The sequence below is a fragment of the Ruegeria sp. BI11 genome (assembly GCF_056538005.1).
Genome location: NZ_JBQFSM010000001.1, coordinates 692438 through 705312 on the forward strand (window position 1 = coordinate 692438; position 12875 = coordinate 705312).

Annotated in this window: 14 protein-coding genes and 1 tRNA gene; 6 read left to right on the plus strand and 9 right to left on the minus strand. The window is 58.3% G+C overall.

The window, feature by feature from the left end; genetic code table 11:
- The first annotated feature begins 2 nt into the window (after positions 1 to 2).
- Both ACR0DT_RS03420 and ACR0DT_RS03425 read left to right on the plus strand, forming a co-directional pair.
- A tRNA-Pro gene (locus tag ACR0DT_RS03420) sits at positions 3 to 79 on the plus strand.
- 61 nt (positions 80 to 140) lie between these two features.
- Positions 141 to 1220: a 2'-deoxycytidine 5'-triphosphate deaminase gene (locus tag ACR0DT_RS03425; protein WP_480709404.1), complete on the plus strand. Its 1080-nt coding sequence runs from the start codon at positions 141 to 143 to the stop codon at positions 1218 to 1220.
- On the opposite strand, the gene ACR0DT_RS03430 is transcribed toward ACR0DT_RS03425, so the two are convergent.
- From ACR0DT_RS03430 to argS, 6 genes are all read right to left on the minus strand, one after another.
- On the minus strand, positions 1221 to 1442 hold the full coding sequence (locus ACR0DT_RS03430; protein ID WP_480709405.1) for a hypothetical protein: 222 nt from the start codon (positions 1440 to 1442) through the stop codon (positions 1221 to 1223).
- 63 nt (positions 1443 to 1505) lie between these two features.
- The gene (gene scpB / locus ACR0DT_RS03435) at positions 1506 to 2162 is read right to left on the minus strand and encodes an SMC-Scp complex subunit ScpB (RefSeq protein ID WP_480709406.1); all 657 of its coding nucleotides are present in this window, start codon (positions 2160 to 2162) and stop codon (positions 1506 to 1508) included.
- A complete protein-coding gene (locus ACR0DT_RS03440) occupies positions 2155 to 2949 on the minus strand; it encodes a segregation and condensation protein A (RefSeq protein ID WP_480709407.1) in 795 nt (264 codons plus the stop codon). The genes scpB and ACR0DT_RS03440 overlap by 8 nt, the downstream gene beginning before the upstream one ends.
- The gene (gene nagZ / locus ACR0DT_RS03445; RefSeq protein WP_480709408.1) at positions 2939 to 3946 is read right to left on the minus strand and encodes a beta-N-acetylhexosaminidase; all 1008 of its coding nucleotides are present in this window, start codon (positions 3944 to 3946) and stop codon (positions 2939 to 2941) included. The genes ACR0DT_RS03440 and nagZ overlap by 11 nt, the downstream gene beginning before the upstream one ends.
- Positions 3943 to 5007, minus strand: a complete 1065-nt coding sequence (locus ACR0DT_RS03450; RefSeq protein WP_480709409.1) for an SPOR domain-containing protein — start codon at positions 5005 to 5007, stop codon at positions 3943 to 3945. The genes nagZ and ACR0DT_RS03450 overlap by 4 nt, the downstream gene beginning before the upstream one ends.
- 88 nt (positions 5008 to 5095) lie before the next feature.
- Positions 5096 to 6841, minus strand: coding sequence for an arginine--tRNA ligase (argS, locus tag ACR0DT_RS03455; RefSeq protein WP_480709410.1), 1746 nt, complete (start codon positions 6839 to 6841; stop codon positions 5096 to 5098).
- A gap of 133 nt (positions 6842 to 6974) precedes the next feature.
- Between argS and ACR0DT_RS03460 the strand changes: the two genes are divergently transcribed.
- Positions 6975 to 7526, plus strand: coding sequence for a putative pterin-binding protein (locus ACR0DT_RS03460; protein ID WP_480709411.1), 552 nt, complete (start codon positions 6975 to 6977; stop codon positions 7524 to 7526).
- Here ACR0DT_RS03460 and ACR0DT_RS03465 read toward each other — a convergent pair.
- Entirely contained in the window at positions 7503 to 8669 is a 1167-nt protein-coding gene (locus tag ACR0DT_RS03465) for a deoxyguanosinetriphosphate triphosphohydrolase (RefSeq protein ID WP_480709412.1), read from the minus strand. The genes ACR0DT_RS03460 and ACR0DT_RS03465 overlap by 24 nt on opposite strands.
- Positions 8670 to 8745: 76 nt before the next feature.
- On the opposite strand from ACR0DT_RS03465, the gene ACR0DT_RS03470 reads away from it, so the two are divergent.
- Both ACR0DT_RS03470 and xth read left to right on the plus strand, forming a co-directional pair.
- Entirely contained in the window at positions 8746 to 9069 is a 324-nt protein-coding gene (locus tag ACR0DT_RS03470; protein WP_480709413.1) for a HesB/IscA family protein, read from the plus strand.
- 60 nt (positions 9070 to 9129) lie between these two features.
- Positions 9130 to 9909 (plus strand): exodeoxyribonuclease III, encoded by a 780-nt coding sequence (gene xth, locus ACR0DT_RS03475; protein WP_480709414.1) that lies wholly within the window; start codon positions 9130 to 9132, stop codon positions 9907 to 9909.
- Between the two features lie 4 nt (positions 9910 to 9913).
- On the opposite strand, the gene ACR0DT_RS03480 is transcribed toward xth, so the two are convergent.
- Both ACR0DT_RS03480 and dksA read right to left on the minus strand, forming a co-directional pair.
- Positions 9914 to 11065, minus strand: coding sequence for an FAD-dependent monooxygenase (locus tag ACR0DT_RS03480; protein ID WP_480709415.1), 1152 nt, complete (start codon positions 11063 to 11065; stop codon positions 9914 to 9916).
- Positions 11066 to 11136: 71 nt separating this feature from the next.
- Positions 11137 to 11559, minus strand: a complete 423-nt coding sequence (gene dksA / locus ACR0DT_RS03485) for an RNA polymerase-binding protein DksA (RefSeq protein ID WP_425080489.1) — start codon at positions 11557 to 11559, stop codon at positions 11137 to 11139.
- A 370-nt stretch (positions 11560 to 11929) separates the two neighbouring features.
- On the opposite strand from dksA, the gene ACR0DT_RS03490 reads away from it, so the two are divergent.
- Positions 11930 to 12775 (plus strand): AAA family ATPase, encoded by an 846-nt coding sequence (locus tag ACR0DT_RS03490; RefSeq protein WP_480709416.1) that lies wholly within the window; start codon positions 11930 to 11932, stop codon positions 12773 to 12775.
- Positions 12776 to 12875: the final 100 nt, after the last annotated feature.

The following is a 12875-nucleotide window of genomic DNA, read 5'->3' on the forward strand; positions in this document are numbered from 1 at the left end:
GTCGGGCTATGGCGCAGCCTGGTAGCGCGTCCGTCTGGGGGACGGAAGGTCGCAGGTTCGAGTCCTGCTAGCCCGACCAAATCACACCGACGTTTATGGCAAATAGGCCAGATCCCGCTCTGGCATCAGGGGGGATCGGAATGACAGGTGTTTGCCCAAATCAGCAGATCGAGGCGATGATCGCGCGCGGTGAAATCACCGCCAGCCCCGAGATCATTCCGGCACAAGTACAACCTGCCAGTTTGGATTTGCGATTGGGAACAGTAGCTTACCGTGTCCGGGCATCATTCTTGGCGGGCGAAACCCGATCGGTCGCGGAACGGCTGTCCGAATTCGAGATGCACCGCATCGACATCACGGACGGGGCGGTTCTGGAAAAAGGCTGCGTCTATCTGGTTCCTCTGATGGAATCGCTGGCCCTGCCCGAAAACGTGACGGCTGTGGCCAACGCCAAAAGCTCAACCGGACGGCTGGACCTGCTGACCCGCACCATTACCGATGGCGGGACTGAATTTGACCGCGTCCCCGCAGGCTATACCGGCCCTCTTTATGCCGAGATTTGCCCGCGCTCATTCTCAGTGCTGGTACGCCCGGGAATGCGGCTCAACCAGATTCGCTTTCGTCAGGGACAAGCCGTGCTCAGCGACGCGGAACTGATCGCACTGCACAGCGACTCACCCCTAGTCGATGGTCCCGCCGTGATTCAGGACGGGCTGGGCTTTTCGGTCGATCTGCAATTGCCCGACACCGATCTGGTGGGTTATCGCGCCAAGCCGCATACTGGCGTGATTGATCTAGACCGAATCGGCGAATACGATCCGCAGGAATATTGGGAAGAGGTGCGCACCACCGATGGCCGCATCATCCTGGACCCGGGTGCGTTCTACATTCTGGTCAGCCGCGAAGCCGTACACATCCCGCCCCTATATGCCGCCGAAATGGCCCCCTATTTGGCCATGGTCGGCGAATTCCGGGTGCATTACGCGGGTTTCTTCGACCCCGGTTTTGGACACGCAGCCGCCGGAGGCGCAGGATCGCGCGGAGTACTTGAAGTACGCTGTCACGAAGCTCCCTTCGTGCTGGAACACGGGCAGGTCGTTGGCAGGTTGGTCTATGAGAAAATGGCCGAGATGCCGACGCAGCTATACGGCGCGGGCATTGCCTCAAACTATCAGGGACAAGGCCTGAAATTGTCCAAACATTTCAAAGCGGTTGGCTGATCAAAACTTCATGAACCGGCGCATCTGGCGGGTCATCCGCTGCGCTTGTTTCAGGTTCTGCGACGGGCGCGGTCCATTACTTTTCGCACGTTTGGGCTCACCGGACTGTTGGTCATTACCGCCCATGCGACCCGCCATGTCAAAACCCTTGTCTACGCCCTTGCTGACAAGGCGTCGCATGACCTGACGTACGATCATGTCGATGATCCGATTGGCGTTCATTGCTCAACTCCGTTTCCTGTCCCCAACATAGGAGATTAGTGTGACAACAAAAGGGCTGCCTGATCACTCTTCCTCAAACAGTTCGGTCTGGTCTTCATCTTGCTCGTCTTCGCGCCCTTCACCAAGCGGAATTGCCCCCGGAGGCGGCCTGTTTTCCAGAAGGCCAGCGGCACGCAGTTCCTTGAGCCCCGGCAGGTCGCGAGCATTCTCCAACCCAAAATGATCAAGGAAATGCGGCGTCACCACGAATGTCACCGGACGGCCTGGTGTCATGCGACGACGGCCCAGACGAATCCACTCCATCTCAAGCAATTGATCAATCGTCCCGCGCGATACAGATACGCCGCGAATCTCTTCGATCTCGGCCCGGGTACAGGGCTGATGGTAAGCCACGATGGCGAGCGTTTCGATGGCAGCACGGCTGAGCTTGCGAGTCTCAACCGTTTCCTTCTGCATCAAAAAGCCCAGATCGGGAGCGGTTCGAATGGCCCAGGCCTCACCAACCTTGACCACACGCACACCGCGCCCTTCATAACGTTTCTGAAGCATTTCAACCGCTTGCGCCGCGTCGCTGCCATGGGGCATCCGGGCCTCAAGGTCGGAGGTAGTCACCGGTTCGGCGCTAGCGAACAGCACGGCCTCGACCATGCGCTCCTGCTCCGCCAGTGGCGGTGCTTCGAACAGGGTGCCAGTGCCTTCGTCTTCGGGGGCGTCAGTCACGTGTGTCAGTCCTCTTGCGCAGATGGATCGGTGCAAAGGTATCGCTCTGCTTGATCTCCATATGTCCTTCTTTCACCAACTCCAGCGAAGCTGCGAACGTCGCCGCCGTGGCCGACCGTTTGCGAACTGGGTCAGCATCCCAACCTTCGGGCAGATAGGTTTCCATATCCGTCCAGGTGCCCGCAAAGCCGATCAGAGGGCGCATCCGTTCAAGCGCCTGTTCCATCGTGAACACAGCGTCGCGATCCATCACAAAGGGACGGAATTCGTCGCGGGTTCGGATACGGGCATAGCCCTGCATCAGATCCAGCAGTGTTGCGGAATAAGTCACAGTACGGATACGTGTGACATCTTCGCCCTGCCCGCGTTTGAAGAAATCACGCCCCAACTGATCGCGTGCCATCAGACGCGCTGCGGCGTCACGCATTGCTTGCAGGCGTTCCAGTTGAAACGCCAGATGCGCAGCTAATTCTTCACCCGAGGGACCTTCGTCATCCGGATCAGGGGGTAGCAACAGACGTGATTTCAGAAACGCCAGCCACGCCGCCATCACCAGATAGTCAGCCGCCAGTTCAATCCGCAGCGCGCGAGCCTTTTCAACAAAAGCCAGATATTGCTGCGCCAGCGCCAGAACCGATATCTTTCGCAGGTCAACCTTTTGCGTGCGCGACAGGGTCAGCAACACGTCCAACGGGCCCTCGAACCCGTCGACGTCAACGATCAGGGCTTCGGCCGCAAGACGATCCGCGACCGAGACCGGTTCTTCGCTGAAAAGGTTATCGTTCATATACCTGCCCGCCCATTAGGGCAGATAGTTCCGCCTCGGCGGCTGGGATGTCAAGTTCAAGGGGCTTTTGCCGCATCGCTAACGCCTTTTCCGCGCGTTTCCGGGCCAGCTCGGTCATTTCTCCGGCAGCTTCCAACACCTTGGTTCGGGCTTCAAACGACCCGTTGCAATGTAAAACCACATCACATCCTGCGGACAGCGCCTGACAGGCAATTTCTTCGGGGGCCCCGCTGACGGCCTTCATCGAGATATCATCCGTCATGATCAGACCATCAAAGCCGATTTCGTTGCGGATCAGACCAATCACGGTGGGCGAAATCGTAGCCGGTTGCGGGTCGATCCGGTCATAAACCAAATGCGCGGTCATCCCCATCGGCAGGTCACTTAGGGCGCGGAACGGTGCAAAATCGGCCTGCTCCAACGCATCCTGCGTCAGATCGACATGCGGCAGGTCGTGGTGGCTATCCAGCGTGGAAAGACCATGGCCCGGCATGTGTTTGATCACAGGTAGAACGCCGCCATCCAAATGCCCCTTTGCAACGGCCTTTCCGATCCCGGAAACTTCTTTGGGATCAGCTCCATAGCAGCGGTTCTTCAGAAAGGCATGAGTATTATCGCGCGCCAGATCCACCATCGGTGCGCAGTTGCTGTCGATCCCCAGTTCAAACAGCTCATTCGCGATCAGGCGATAGCGCAGATACATGGCGCGTTCGGCCTGATCCCCGGCGCGCGTGACGTGATCCAGCGGCGGCGTCCATTCCCGTGCCAGCGGCGCGCGCAGGCGTTGCACCCGGCCGCCTTCCTGATCAATGGTTATGGGGCAGTTGCGCCCCACCGCCTCGCGGAAGTCATCGCACAGAGCGCGAACCTGATCGGCGTTATCGATGTTGCGGGCAAACAAAATAAACCCGAAAGGGTTCATTTCTTGAAATAGTTTTTTTTCTTCGGGCGTCAGGCGCAGGCCTTCGGCATCAGTGATCGCCGCGCGAAAACTCACCGAGCGGCCACCGGGATACAATCAGCGCCTTGTGCTTCGAGGGCCGCGCAGAACTGGCGGGAGTCGCTCAGATCGTCAAATCCCAGCACGCGCAAGCGATAGAAGGTTCGCCCACCACGCGAAGTTTTCTGGATAACACGTTGTTTTCCATTCATATACTCCCCGAAACGGCCATTCAGGCGATCCCACTCGGCGCGCGCTACGTCGGTGCTTTCATAGGCCCCCAACTGAGCCATACGCGTGCCTTTGGACAGCGTATCCGGGTCAATATCCAACCCTACAGCGGCTTTGACCGCGGCATTGATCGCGTCTTCGGTACTGCTGTTGTTGGTGATCCGGCTGGGGACGGCCCGCGCCGGTCGAGTGTTGGGACGCAGAGACCGACGAACCCCCGGCAGCGCAGCCAGTTCAGGATCGGGCAATTGCGCCGCGAGGTCAGCGGGGTCAATCGCTGGCTCTTCCTCAAGCACTGTCAAAGAGGCCAGTTGCACACCTTGCTCAGAGGGTGCATCAATTTCGGCCGCGTCCCCCGCCAATTCGGCGACCAGAGCATCGACCTTGCCCTGACGCAACTGAGCGGCTTCCTGATCGGAAATCTCTTCCTGCACTACATGCACGGCCGGAGTAGCTTTCAGAGGTTCAATAGGTATGTCCTCATCCGACAGAGACACCGGGCGCGGCGCAAGGATCAAACGATCCGCAGGCGGAGCCGCGGTTCCGACCGCAGCCACCGTATTGACGGCCAGTCCCTGATGATCAGCGGGTGTTCCACCGGGGTTCTCCGGCTGAATGCGCATGGGTCCTTCGATGGCGCGCACAACCGGCACGCCGCTGACATCGCGCATCACTAGTTTATAGCCCCAGACGCCAATCCCTGCGACCAAAGCTAGGGACGCAACCGCGCCCAGCGCGTTTACGATACGTCCCAGTCCCGCTGCGCGTGGCGCCTCATCATACCCGTGGATGTCGTCGGAATATTCGTACCCATCCTGAGGATGTGGTTGATTCGTGTAATGCATCTGCTCGGGGCGCATCTGCCCCGAGTAATCGTAACGTGCCATGTCCGCCTCACCGCCCGATTCACGCCAGAAAATAAGGCGCGCGGGTCATTTCTTGCCTACCTCGTACCGGCGCGTCGGGCGGTGTTTGTTACCGCATCTCCTGCGCTGGAGTAACGCCAAGAATACCCAAGCCCGCTGAAATCACAACAGAAACGGCGCGGGCCAATGCGATTTTTGACTGGCTTGTGGCAACATCGCCATCCTGGATGAAACGCAGTTGAGTCTCGTCGTTGCCCTTGTTCCACAGCGCGTGGAAGTCACCTGCAAGCTCGTACAGATAGAAGGCAACGCGGTGCGGTTCGTTGGTACGCGCAGCAATCTCTACCAAGCGGGGCCATTCGGCCAGCTTCTTGGCCACGGTCAATTCCGATGCGTGGTCGTTCTTGCTGAGATCCGCACCTGCAAGGGTCGCGTCATCGGCGGCAATCCCGGACTCGGCCGCGCGGCGAACAACGCTCATGACGCGGGCATGGGCGTATTGCACATAGAACACGGGGTTCTCGCGGCTCTGCTCAAGCACCTTGTCGAAATCGAAATCTAGTGGCGCGTCGTTCTTGCGGGTCAACATCACAAACCGGGTCACATCCGGCCCCACCTGATCGACCACATCGCGCAGGGTAACAAAATTCCCTGCCCGCTTGGACATCTTGAACGGCTCGCCGTTCTTCCACAGCTTCACCAACTGGGTCAGCTTGATATCCAGCGGCACCTTGCCATCGGACAGCGCTGATACAGCCGCTTTCATCCGTTTGACATAGCCACCGTGATCCGCACCGAACACGTCGATCAGCGCGTCAAAGCCACGGGTCACCTTGTCATAGTGATAGGCAATATCCGGGGCAAAATAGGTCCAGCTGCCGTCCGATTTCTTCACCGGGCGGTCGACGTCGTCGCCATGTTCGGTGGACTTGAACAAGGTCTGCTCGCGCGGCTCCCAATCCTCGGGCTTTTTGCCCTTCGGGGGTTCCAGAACGCCTTCGTAGATCAGTCCCTTCTCGGTTAGAGACTCCAACGCGGCCTCGATACGGCCGGTGCCATAAAGCGACTTTTCCGAAAAGAACACGTCCATCTCAACGCCCAGCGCCTTCAGGTCAGCGCGGATCAGGTCCATCATCGCGTCGGTGGCAAAGTTGCGCAGCTCTTCCAGCCACTCGCTTTCCGGCTTGTCGATCAGACTGTCGCCGTATTTCTCTTTCAGCGCCTCGCCGATCGGGATCAGGTAGTCACCTGGATACAACCCCTCGGCAATCTCGGGGCTCAGTCCGTTGGCCTCGCGATACCGTTCATAAGCCGAGCGCGCCAGCACATCCACCTGCGCCCCACCGTCGTTGATATAATATTCGCGGGTCACGTCATGACCGGAATAGGCCAACAAGCTCGCCAGCGCATCCCCAAACACCGCACCCCGCGTGTGCCCCACATGCAATGGACCGGTTGGGTTGGCCGAGACGTATTCCACGTTGACCTTCTGCCCCTGCCCCATGGTCGAGCGGCCATAATCGGTGCTTTTCTCCAGCACCGCCGCCAGAACACCCTGCCAAACCGAAGGCGCCAACCGCAGGTTCAAAAATCCCGGCCCGGCCACTTCGGCGCTCGTGATCCGATCATCCGCCGCCAGCTTTCCGGCCAGCACATCAGCAATATCGCGCGGCTTCATCTTGGCAGGTTTCGCCAATACCATCGCGGCGTTGGTCGCCATATCGCCATGCGCCGCATCGCGCGGCGGTTCGACCGCCACGTTGTCAAAGCTCAGCCCCTCGGGCAGAGCACCTTCGGACTGCAACTGCGCCAGCGCGTCCAGTACAAGGCCGCGGATCTCGGAAAACAGGTTCATTTCGGATGTCCTTTTGCTTGCCCGGCGGTTTACCACGCAAAGCGGCAAGGTCAATGGAAGCGATCAGTTTCCGCTTGGATTAGCTATAAACCGGGCTAAGGTCTCAGGAAAATTGTAACCCGGAGACCGTTTCATGCGCCTTGCCCTGCCTCTTGCCTTTGTCCTGACCATCTCGATCCCGGTTTGGGCCGAGATGCACACCCCGCAAGGCCACGTCCTTCTGACTCTGGGTGGAGCGGTCACCGAAACCAACCTGCCAGCCCGGGGTGAGAATGACGGTGGCCTGCTGGGATACCTCGAAGTGCAGCACGACGGTGCCGCCGGATTTGACGCCTCTATGTTGGACGGTCTGACACAGGTGGAGATCACGATTGCCTACGGTTCCGAAGACAATCAGCGTGACATCACTTTCTCTGGCCCGCTTTTGTCGGATGTGATGACTATGGCCGGGGCTGAAGGGAAAACTGCCAAGCCAATGGCGATGGATGGCTATCAGTCCGAAATCCTTTGGGACAGTATTCAGACGCACCAGCCCATCGTGGCAACCCACGCGGATGGCAGCCCAATGGGGATCGGCGGCTATGGCCCGACGATGATTGTTTTCCCCCCCACAAACGATGCTGATCTGGCGTACGAGCAATCCGGGCAGCAGGTCTGGGCGTTAGCCTATATCGGGATCGAGTGACGAGCGGCCCGTCAGTCTTTTGTGATCCTGCAAAGCAAAGCGGTCGGTCATTCCGGCAATATAATCAGACACGATGCGGGCTAGCGCAGTCTCATCCCGGGCGGCCTCGATATCGCTGTGCCAACGGGCTGGCATCTGCTTCGGATCGTTCAAGTAGATCGGGAATAATTCTTCAACGACAGCAGAGACTTCGGCCCTGACCTTCATCACGCTGGGCGCGCGATACATCCGCGAAAACAGGAAGGTGCGGATTTCCTTGAGCTGGGTCCAAAGCCCCGCCGAGAACTGGATCACCGGATAGCCCAGATGCCGGATATCCCCGACCGTTTGCGCCCCAGACGCGGCGATCAGGTCGCGCGACGTGTCGATCACATCCGAAACCATCACACCAAAAACGCGCCGCAACGCTTCGTGCCTGCGCCGATACGGGTCCAGACCGGGGTATTTGCGGTCCACTTCAGCATAACAATCACCCACAATTGGCAATTGCTGAATTTCCGCGTCCGTGAACAAATCAGCCCTCAGCCCATCCAGAAGATCGTGATTGTTATAGGCAATATCATCTGACAGCGCGGCCACCTGTGCCTCGGCACTGGCATGGGTGTGCAGTTCCAAGTCAAAACCACCGTTGCATTCGGCCAATGCCCACGGCAATTCGCCTGTCACAGGGCCGTTATGCTTGGCAATGCCCTCCAGACATTCCCATGTCAGGTTGCAGCCATCGAATTCGGCATAATGGCGTTCCAGTTTGGTGACGATCCGAATGGCCTGCGCGTTGTGATCGAAGCCACCATAGGACTGCATCAATGCGTGCAGAGCGTCCTCTCCGGTATGACCAAAGGGCGTATGCCCAAGATCATGCGCCAGCGCCACGGCTTCGGTCAGCTCGGGGTTCAACCTCAAGGCACCGGCAATCGTGCGCGCCACTTGCGCGACTTCGATCGAATGTGTCAGACGAGTGCGATAACTGTCGCCTTCATGCTCAACAAACACCTGTGTCTTGTGCTTCAGCCGCCGAAATGCGCTGGCGTGAATGATCCGATCCCGGTCACGTTGAAAACATGACCGGAAACTGCTTTCTTCCTCTGGCACCAACCGCCCCCTTGCGCGATTGGGGTTCGAGGCAAAACCCGCTCTTTCCAAAGGTCTTGTCCTTGTCGCCTGTCCTAAGGTTTCATATATTGTAGCCTGCTAAGGAAATAAACCTTTGGAGACCGGCATGAATCTGCCCCCCACAGTCACAGAACGCGCCTATGATCGCCTCGCCGAGATTGGCGCAGCAGATCAGGGTCAAGCTCTGCGCGTCGCCGTGGAAGGTGGCGGATGTTCCGGTTTTCAATACGAAATCGCGCTCGACGAGCCCAAGGACGATGATCTTGTGCTGGAAGGTAAAGGCCAGAAGGTCATTGTCGACTCGATTTCGCTGCCGTTTTTGGAAAACGCGGTGATTGACTTCACACAAGAACTGATCGGCGCGCGGTTTGTGATCGAGAACCCTAACGCGACCTCGTCCTGCGGCTGCGGTACGTCTTTTTCAATGTGACCTTGCCCTGACCGCGCGGTTGAGTGATAGATCAACCGGCAGCCAGCCGGAGGATCGCGCATGAAAATCGCCACGTTTAACATTAACGGCATCAAAGCGCGGGCCGAGGCCCTGCCCAGGTGGCTTGACGACGCACAGCCAGACGTTGTTCTGCTGCAGGAAATCAAATCGGTCGACGAAAACTTCCCGCGCGAGATGTTCGAGGAACGTGGCTATAACGTCGAAACTCATGGCCAAAAAAGCTTTAATGGCGTAGCTATTCTATCGAAACTTCCGCTTGAGGATGTTTCCCGCGGCCTGCCCGGCGATGATGAGGACGAGCAGGCGCGTTGGATCGAAGCAACCGTGATTGGCAAACAGGCGCTGCGTATTTGCGGATTGTACCTGCCCAACGGCAACCCGGTGCCAGGGCCGAAATACGACTACAAACTGGCCTGGATGGAGCGGTTGTATGATCGGGCGCGCGACCTGATGAACAGCGAAGAACCGGCACTCATGGCCGGTGACTATAACATTATCCCACAGGCCGAAGACGCCGCCCGCCCGGATGCTTGGCGCGAAGACGCCTTGTTCCGCCCGGAAAGCCGCGCGGCGTTTCGCAAAATCCTCTATCTGGGCTTTACCGAGGCCTTCCGCGCCCGCACGCAAGGCTCCGGCCACTATTCCTTTTGGGACTATCAAGCCGGTGCGTGGAATAAAAACGATGGCATTCGCATCGATCACTTTCTGCTGACACCTCAGGCCGCCGATCTGATGCAAGACTGCCAGATTGATGCAGCCGTGCGCGGGCACGAAAAACCCTCAGATCATGTGCCGGTCTGGGTTCAACTCGACCTGTAAAAGATCACGCGGTCGGGTCGTAGTCGTAGATCCACTCGTATTTTCGAGAAAGCCGCGGGCCTATGGCCATCAGTGCCATCTGAGCCGCCAGTCGCATGGGGCCACGCAGGTGAAAATTGCGCGCGTTGGCTCCGGCGGCGGCAACGACTCGTTTAGCTCTTGGTCGGCGAAGGTTTTCATAGGCAGCAAGGGCTTGTGTCACATCGGGTTGGTCTTCGAAGGAGCATGCCAGAACCCAAGCATCCTCTAGCGCCAGACAGGCCCCTTGCGCCATGAAGGGCAGCGTAGGATGCGCGGCGTCGCCCAGCAGCGCCAGTCGTCCCCGCTGCCAGCTTTGCGCCACCGGACGCAGGAACAAGGCCCAAAGATGGGTTTCGGTCACGTCGGACAGGATATCGCCCACCAGACCACCGAAATCAGCAAACCGCGCCCGCAGGTCGTCCGGATTACCTTGCAGACGCCAGCCTTCCTCTTGCCAGTCCGAGCGTTCCTCAATCGCTACCACATTCATCAGACGTTGATCGCGCAATGGGTATGTGACGACGTGGCGGCCCGGTCCCATTGTCAGCGATGCGCAAGGCGTCTCATCACGGTGTGACCAGGGAATGGTCGCGCGCCAGGCAATCTGATGGGTGAATTGAGGAGCCTCTGAGCCGTTCAGTATCGGTCGTATAGCGCTACGCCCCCCGTCAGCTGCGATGGCGCAGTCACAGCGCAAGCGTTCAGCATTGGTTAAGACGATTTCCGCCTCAGCCGGGTGTTGAATTACCTGCGCCACCTGCGCGCCCAGCCGAATAGTGACGCCCGCTTCCACCGCCGCACGGTGCAGCAAGTCAAGCAAATCCGCGCGATGATAATAATAAGTCGGTCCAGCAGCCGGCGCGGGAATGTGGCTGACGACACGTCCCTTGCGGTAATCCCGCAGGATTGTGCCGTGGGACAACTGACCGTCCTCAGGCTCCGGCATCAGCACATTCAGTGCCCGCAGGACCGCCATGCCGTTGGCGCTGATCTGCAAACCCGCGCCAACCTCGGTCAGGGCTGGGGCCTGCTCGTGAACCGTGACCTGCGCCCCGCGTTGCCGCAACGCCAGAGCGGCCGCCAGACCCCCTATTCCGCCGCCAATGACATTGAAATTCAGACCATCGATATTCATGATACCGGCTTAACGTAAAAACGCCGGGGCAACAGGCCCCGGCGTTTGAATTTTTACCCAAGTTCCAGCGATCAATCGTCGCGGTGAACCTTTTCGCGGCGCTCGTGACGTTCCTGAGCCTCAAGCGTCATAGTCGCGATAGGACGCGCATCCAGACGTTTCAGCGAAATCGGGTCACCCGTCTTTTCGCAATAGCCGTACTCGCCCTCTTCGATGCGGCGTAGGGCCGAGTCGATCTTGGCGACCAGCTTGCGCTGACGGTCGCGGGTACGCAGTTCCAGCGCGCGGTCAGTTTCCTCGCTTGCGCGGTCTGCTACGTCCGGAATGTTGCGGGTGTTGTCCTGCAGCCCCTCAATCGTGTCGCGGCTGCCCGCCAATAGTTCATTCTTCCAATCCATCAGCTTGCGGCGAAAATACTCAAGCTGACGGTCGTTCATGAAAGGTTCATCTTCGGCCGGACGGTAATCCTCCGGCAGAAAAACTTCCTGCTTCATTTTTGCTCCCTCGGTATGGCCAGTAACGTCGGTTGCTGTTGTTTGACCTGACATTTGGCACTCCCTTCTGCGGTGCGTGTATCCGACGCACGCTTGAATGTCACTACACAAACGTCGTCTTGATACGTCACGTCCCTGACATGTCTAAATATGAGACAAATAACAACAAAACCTTGTTATACTGTGGAAATTGTCAGGCAAAATTTTGGCAAACCACACCCGCAACTGCGCTTGCAAGCCGTCGAATCACACAAAAGGGATTGGAGTCGTTACGAAATTCTCGTCGCGTGACGCTGTGGCCCGCTTGTCAAAATCATCGCCTCTCTGTAACCCGAACAACACAGATAGCGCGAAACCACATGAGGGTCCCATGACCGCACGTTTCCAAGGCACCGCCGAATATGTTGCCACCGATGACCTGACCATTGCGGTAAACGCTGCCGTGACACTGGAACGCCCTCTGTTGGTTAAGGGGGAGCCCGGCACCGGCAAGACCGAGCTGGCCAAGCAGGTGGCCGGAGCGCTGGGGCTGCGCATGATCGAGTGGAATGTGAAATCCACCACTCGCGCGCAACAGGGCTTGTATGAATATGATGCGGTCAGCCGGTTGCGCGACAGTCAGCTGGGCGACGAACGCGTGCATGACGTGTCCAACTACATCCGCGAAGGTAAACTTTGGCAAGCGTTCGATGCTGACGAGAAAGTCGTTCTGCTGATTGACGAGATTGACAAGGCCGACATCGAATTTCCCAACGATTTACTGCAGGAACTCGATAAGATGGAGTTCCATGTTTACGAGACTGGTGAGACCATCCGGGCCAAGCATCGCCCTATCGTCATCATCACCTCGAACAATGAAAAGGAACTGCCCGACGCGTTTCTGCGTCGCTGTTTCTTTCACTATATCCGCTTCCCCGATGAGGCGACCATGCGCCGGATAGTCGAGGTCCATCACCCTGGCATCAAGGATGCGCTGCTGACCACCGCCCTGACCCAGTTCTATGAAATCCGCGAAACACAAGGTTTGAAGAAAAAACCCTCAACCTCCGAGGTTTTGGACTGGCTGAAATTGCTGCTGGCTGAAGACCTGACAGCCGAGGATCTCAAACGCGATGGGGCGAACGCTTTGCCCAAACTGCACGGAGCGCTGCTGAAAAACGAACAGGACGTGCATTTGTTCGAACGTCTGGCCTTTATGGCGCGCGGCAAACGCTGAACCTGTTGAACACCCGGTGATCGCTGCTTGCCTTGGACAGGTCTGGCTGTCAGCATTGCAGGTGGCGGCCCGGTTATTCCGGGCTATGTATAACCGGATC

Bases quoted from the DNA above. Each gene is read 5' to 3' on its own strand.
- ACR0DT_RS03450 (WP_480709409.1), bottom strand. From the start codon at position 5,007: ATGGCACGTTACGATTACTCGGGGCAGATGCGCCCCGAGCAGATGCAT.
- dksA (WP_425080489.1), bottom strand. From the start codon at position 11,559: ATGAAGCAGGAAGTTTTTCTGCCGGAGGATTACCGTCCGGCCGAAGAT.
- ACR0DT_RS03460 (WP_480709411.1), top strand. From the start codon at position 6,975: ATGCGCCTTGCCCTGCCTCTTGCCTTTGTCCTGACCATCTCGATCCCG.
- ACR0DT_RS03440 (WP_480709407.1), bottom strand. From the start codon at position 2,949: ATGAACGATAACCTTTTCAGCGAAGAACCGGTCTCGGTCGCGGATCGT.
- argS (WP_480709410.1), bottom strand. From the start codon at position 6,841: ATGAACCTGTTTTCCGAGATCCGCGGCCTTGTACTGGACGCGCTGGCG.
- xth (WP_480709414.1), top strand. From the start codon at position 9,130: ATGAAAATCGCCACGTTTAACATTAACGGCATCAAAGCGCGGGCCGAG.
- ACR0DT_RS03470 (WP_480709413.1), top strand. From the start codon at position 8,746: ATGAATCTGCCCCCCACAGTCACAGAACGCGCCTATGATCGCCTCGCC.
- ACR0DT_RS03480 (WP_480709415.1), bottom strand. From the start codon at position 11,065: ATGAATATCGATGGTCTGAATTTCAATGTCATTGGCGGCGGAATAGGG.
- ACR0DT_RS03430 (WP_480709405.1), bottom strand. From the start codon at position 1,442: ATGAACGCCAATCGGATCATCGACATGATCGTACGTCAGGTCATGCGA.
- ACR0DT_RS03490 (WP_480709416.1), top strand. From the start codon at position 11,930: ATGACCGCACGTTTCCAAGGCACCGCCGAATATGTTGCCACCGATGAC.
- ACR0DT_RS03425 (WP_480709404.1), top strand. From the start codon at position 141: ATGACAGGTGTTTGCCCAAATCAGCAGATCGAGGCGATGATCGCGCGC.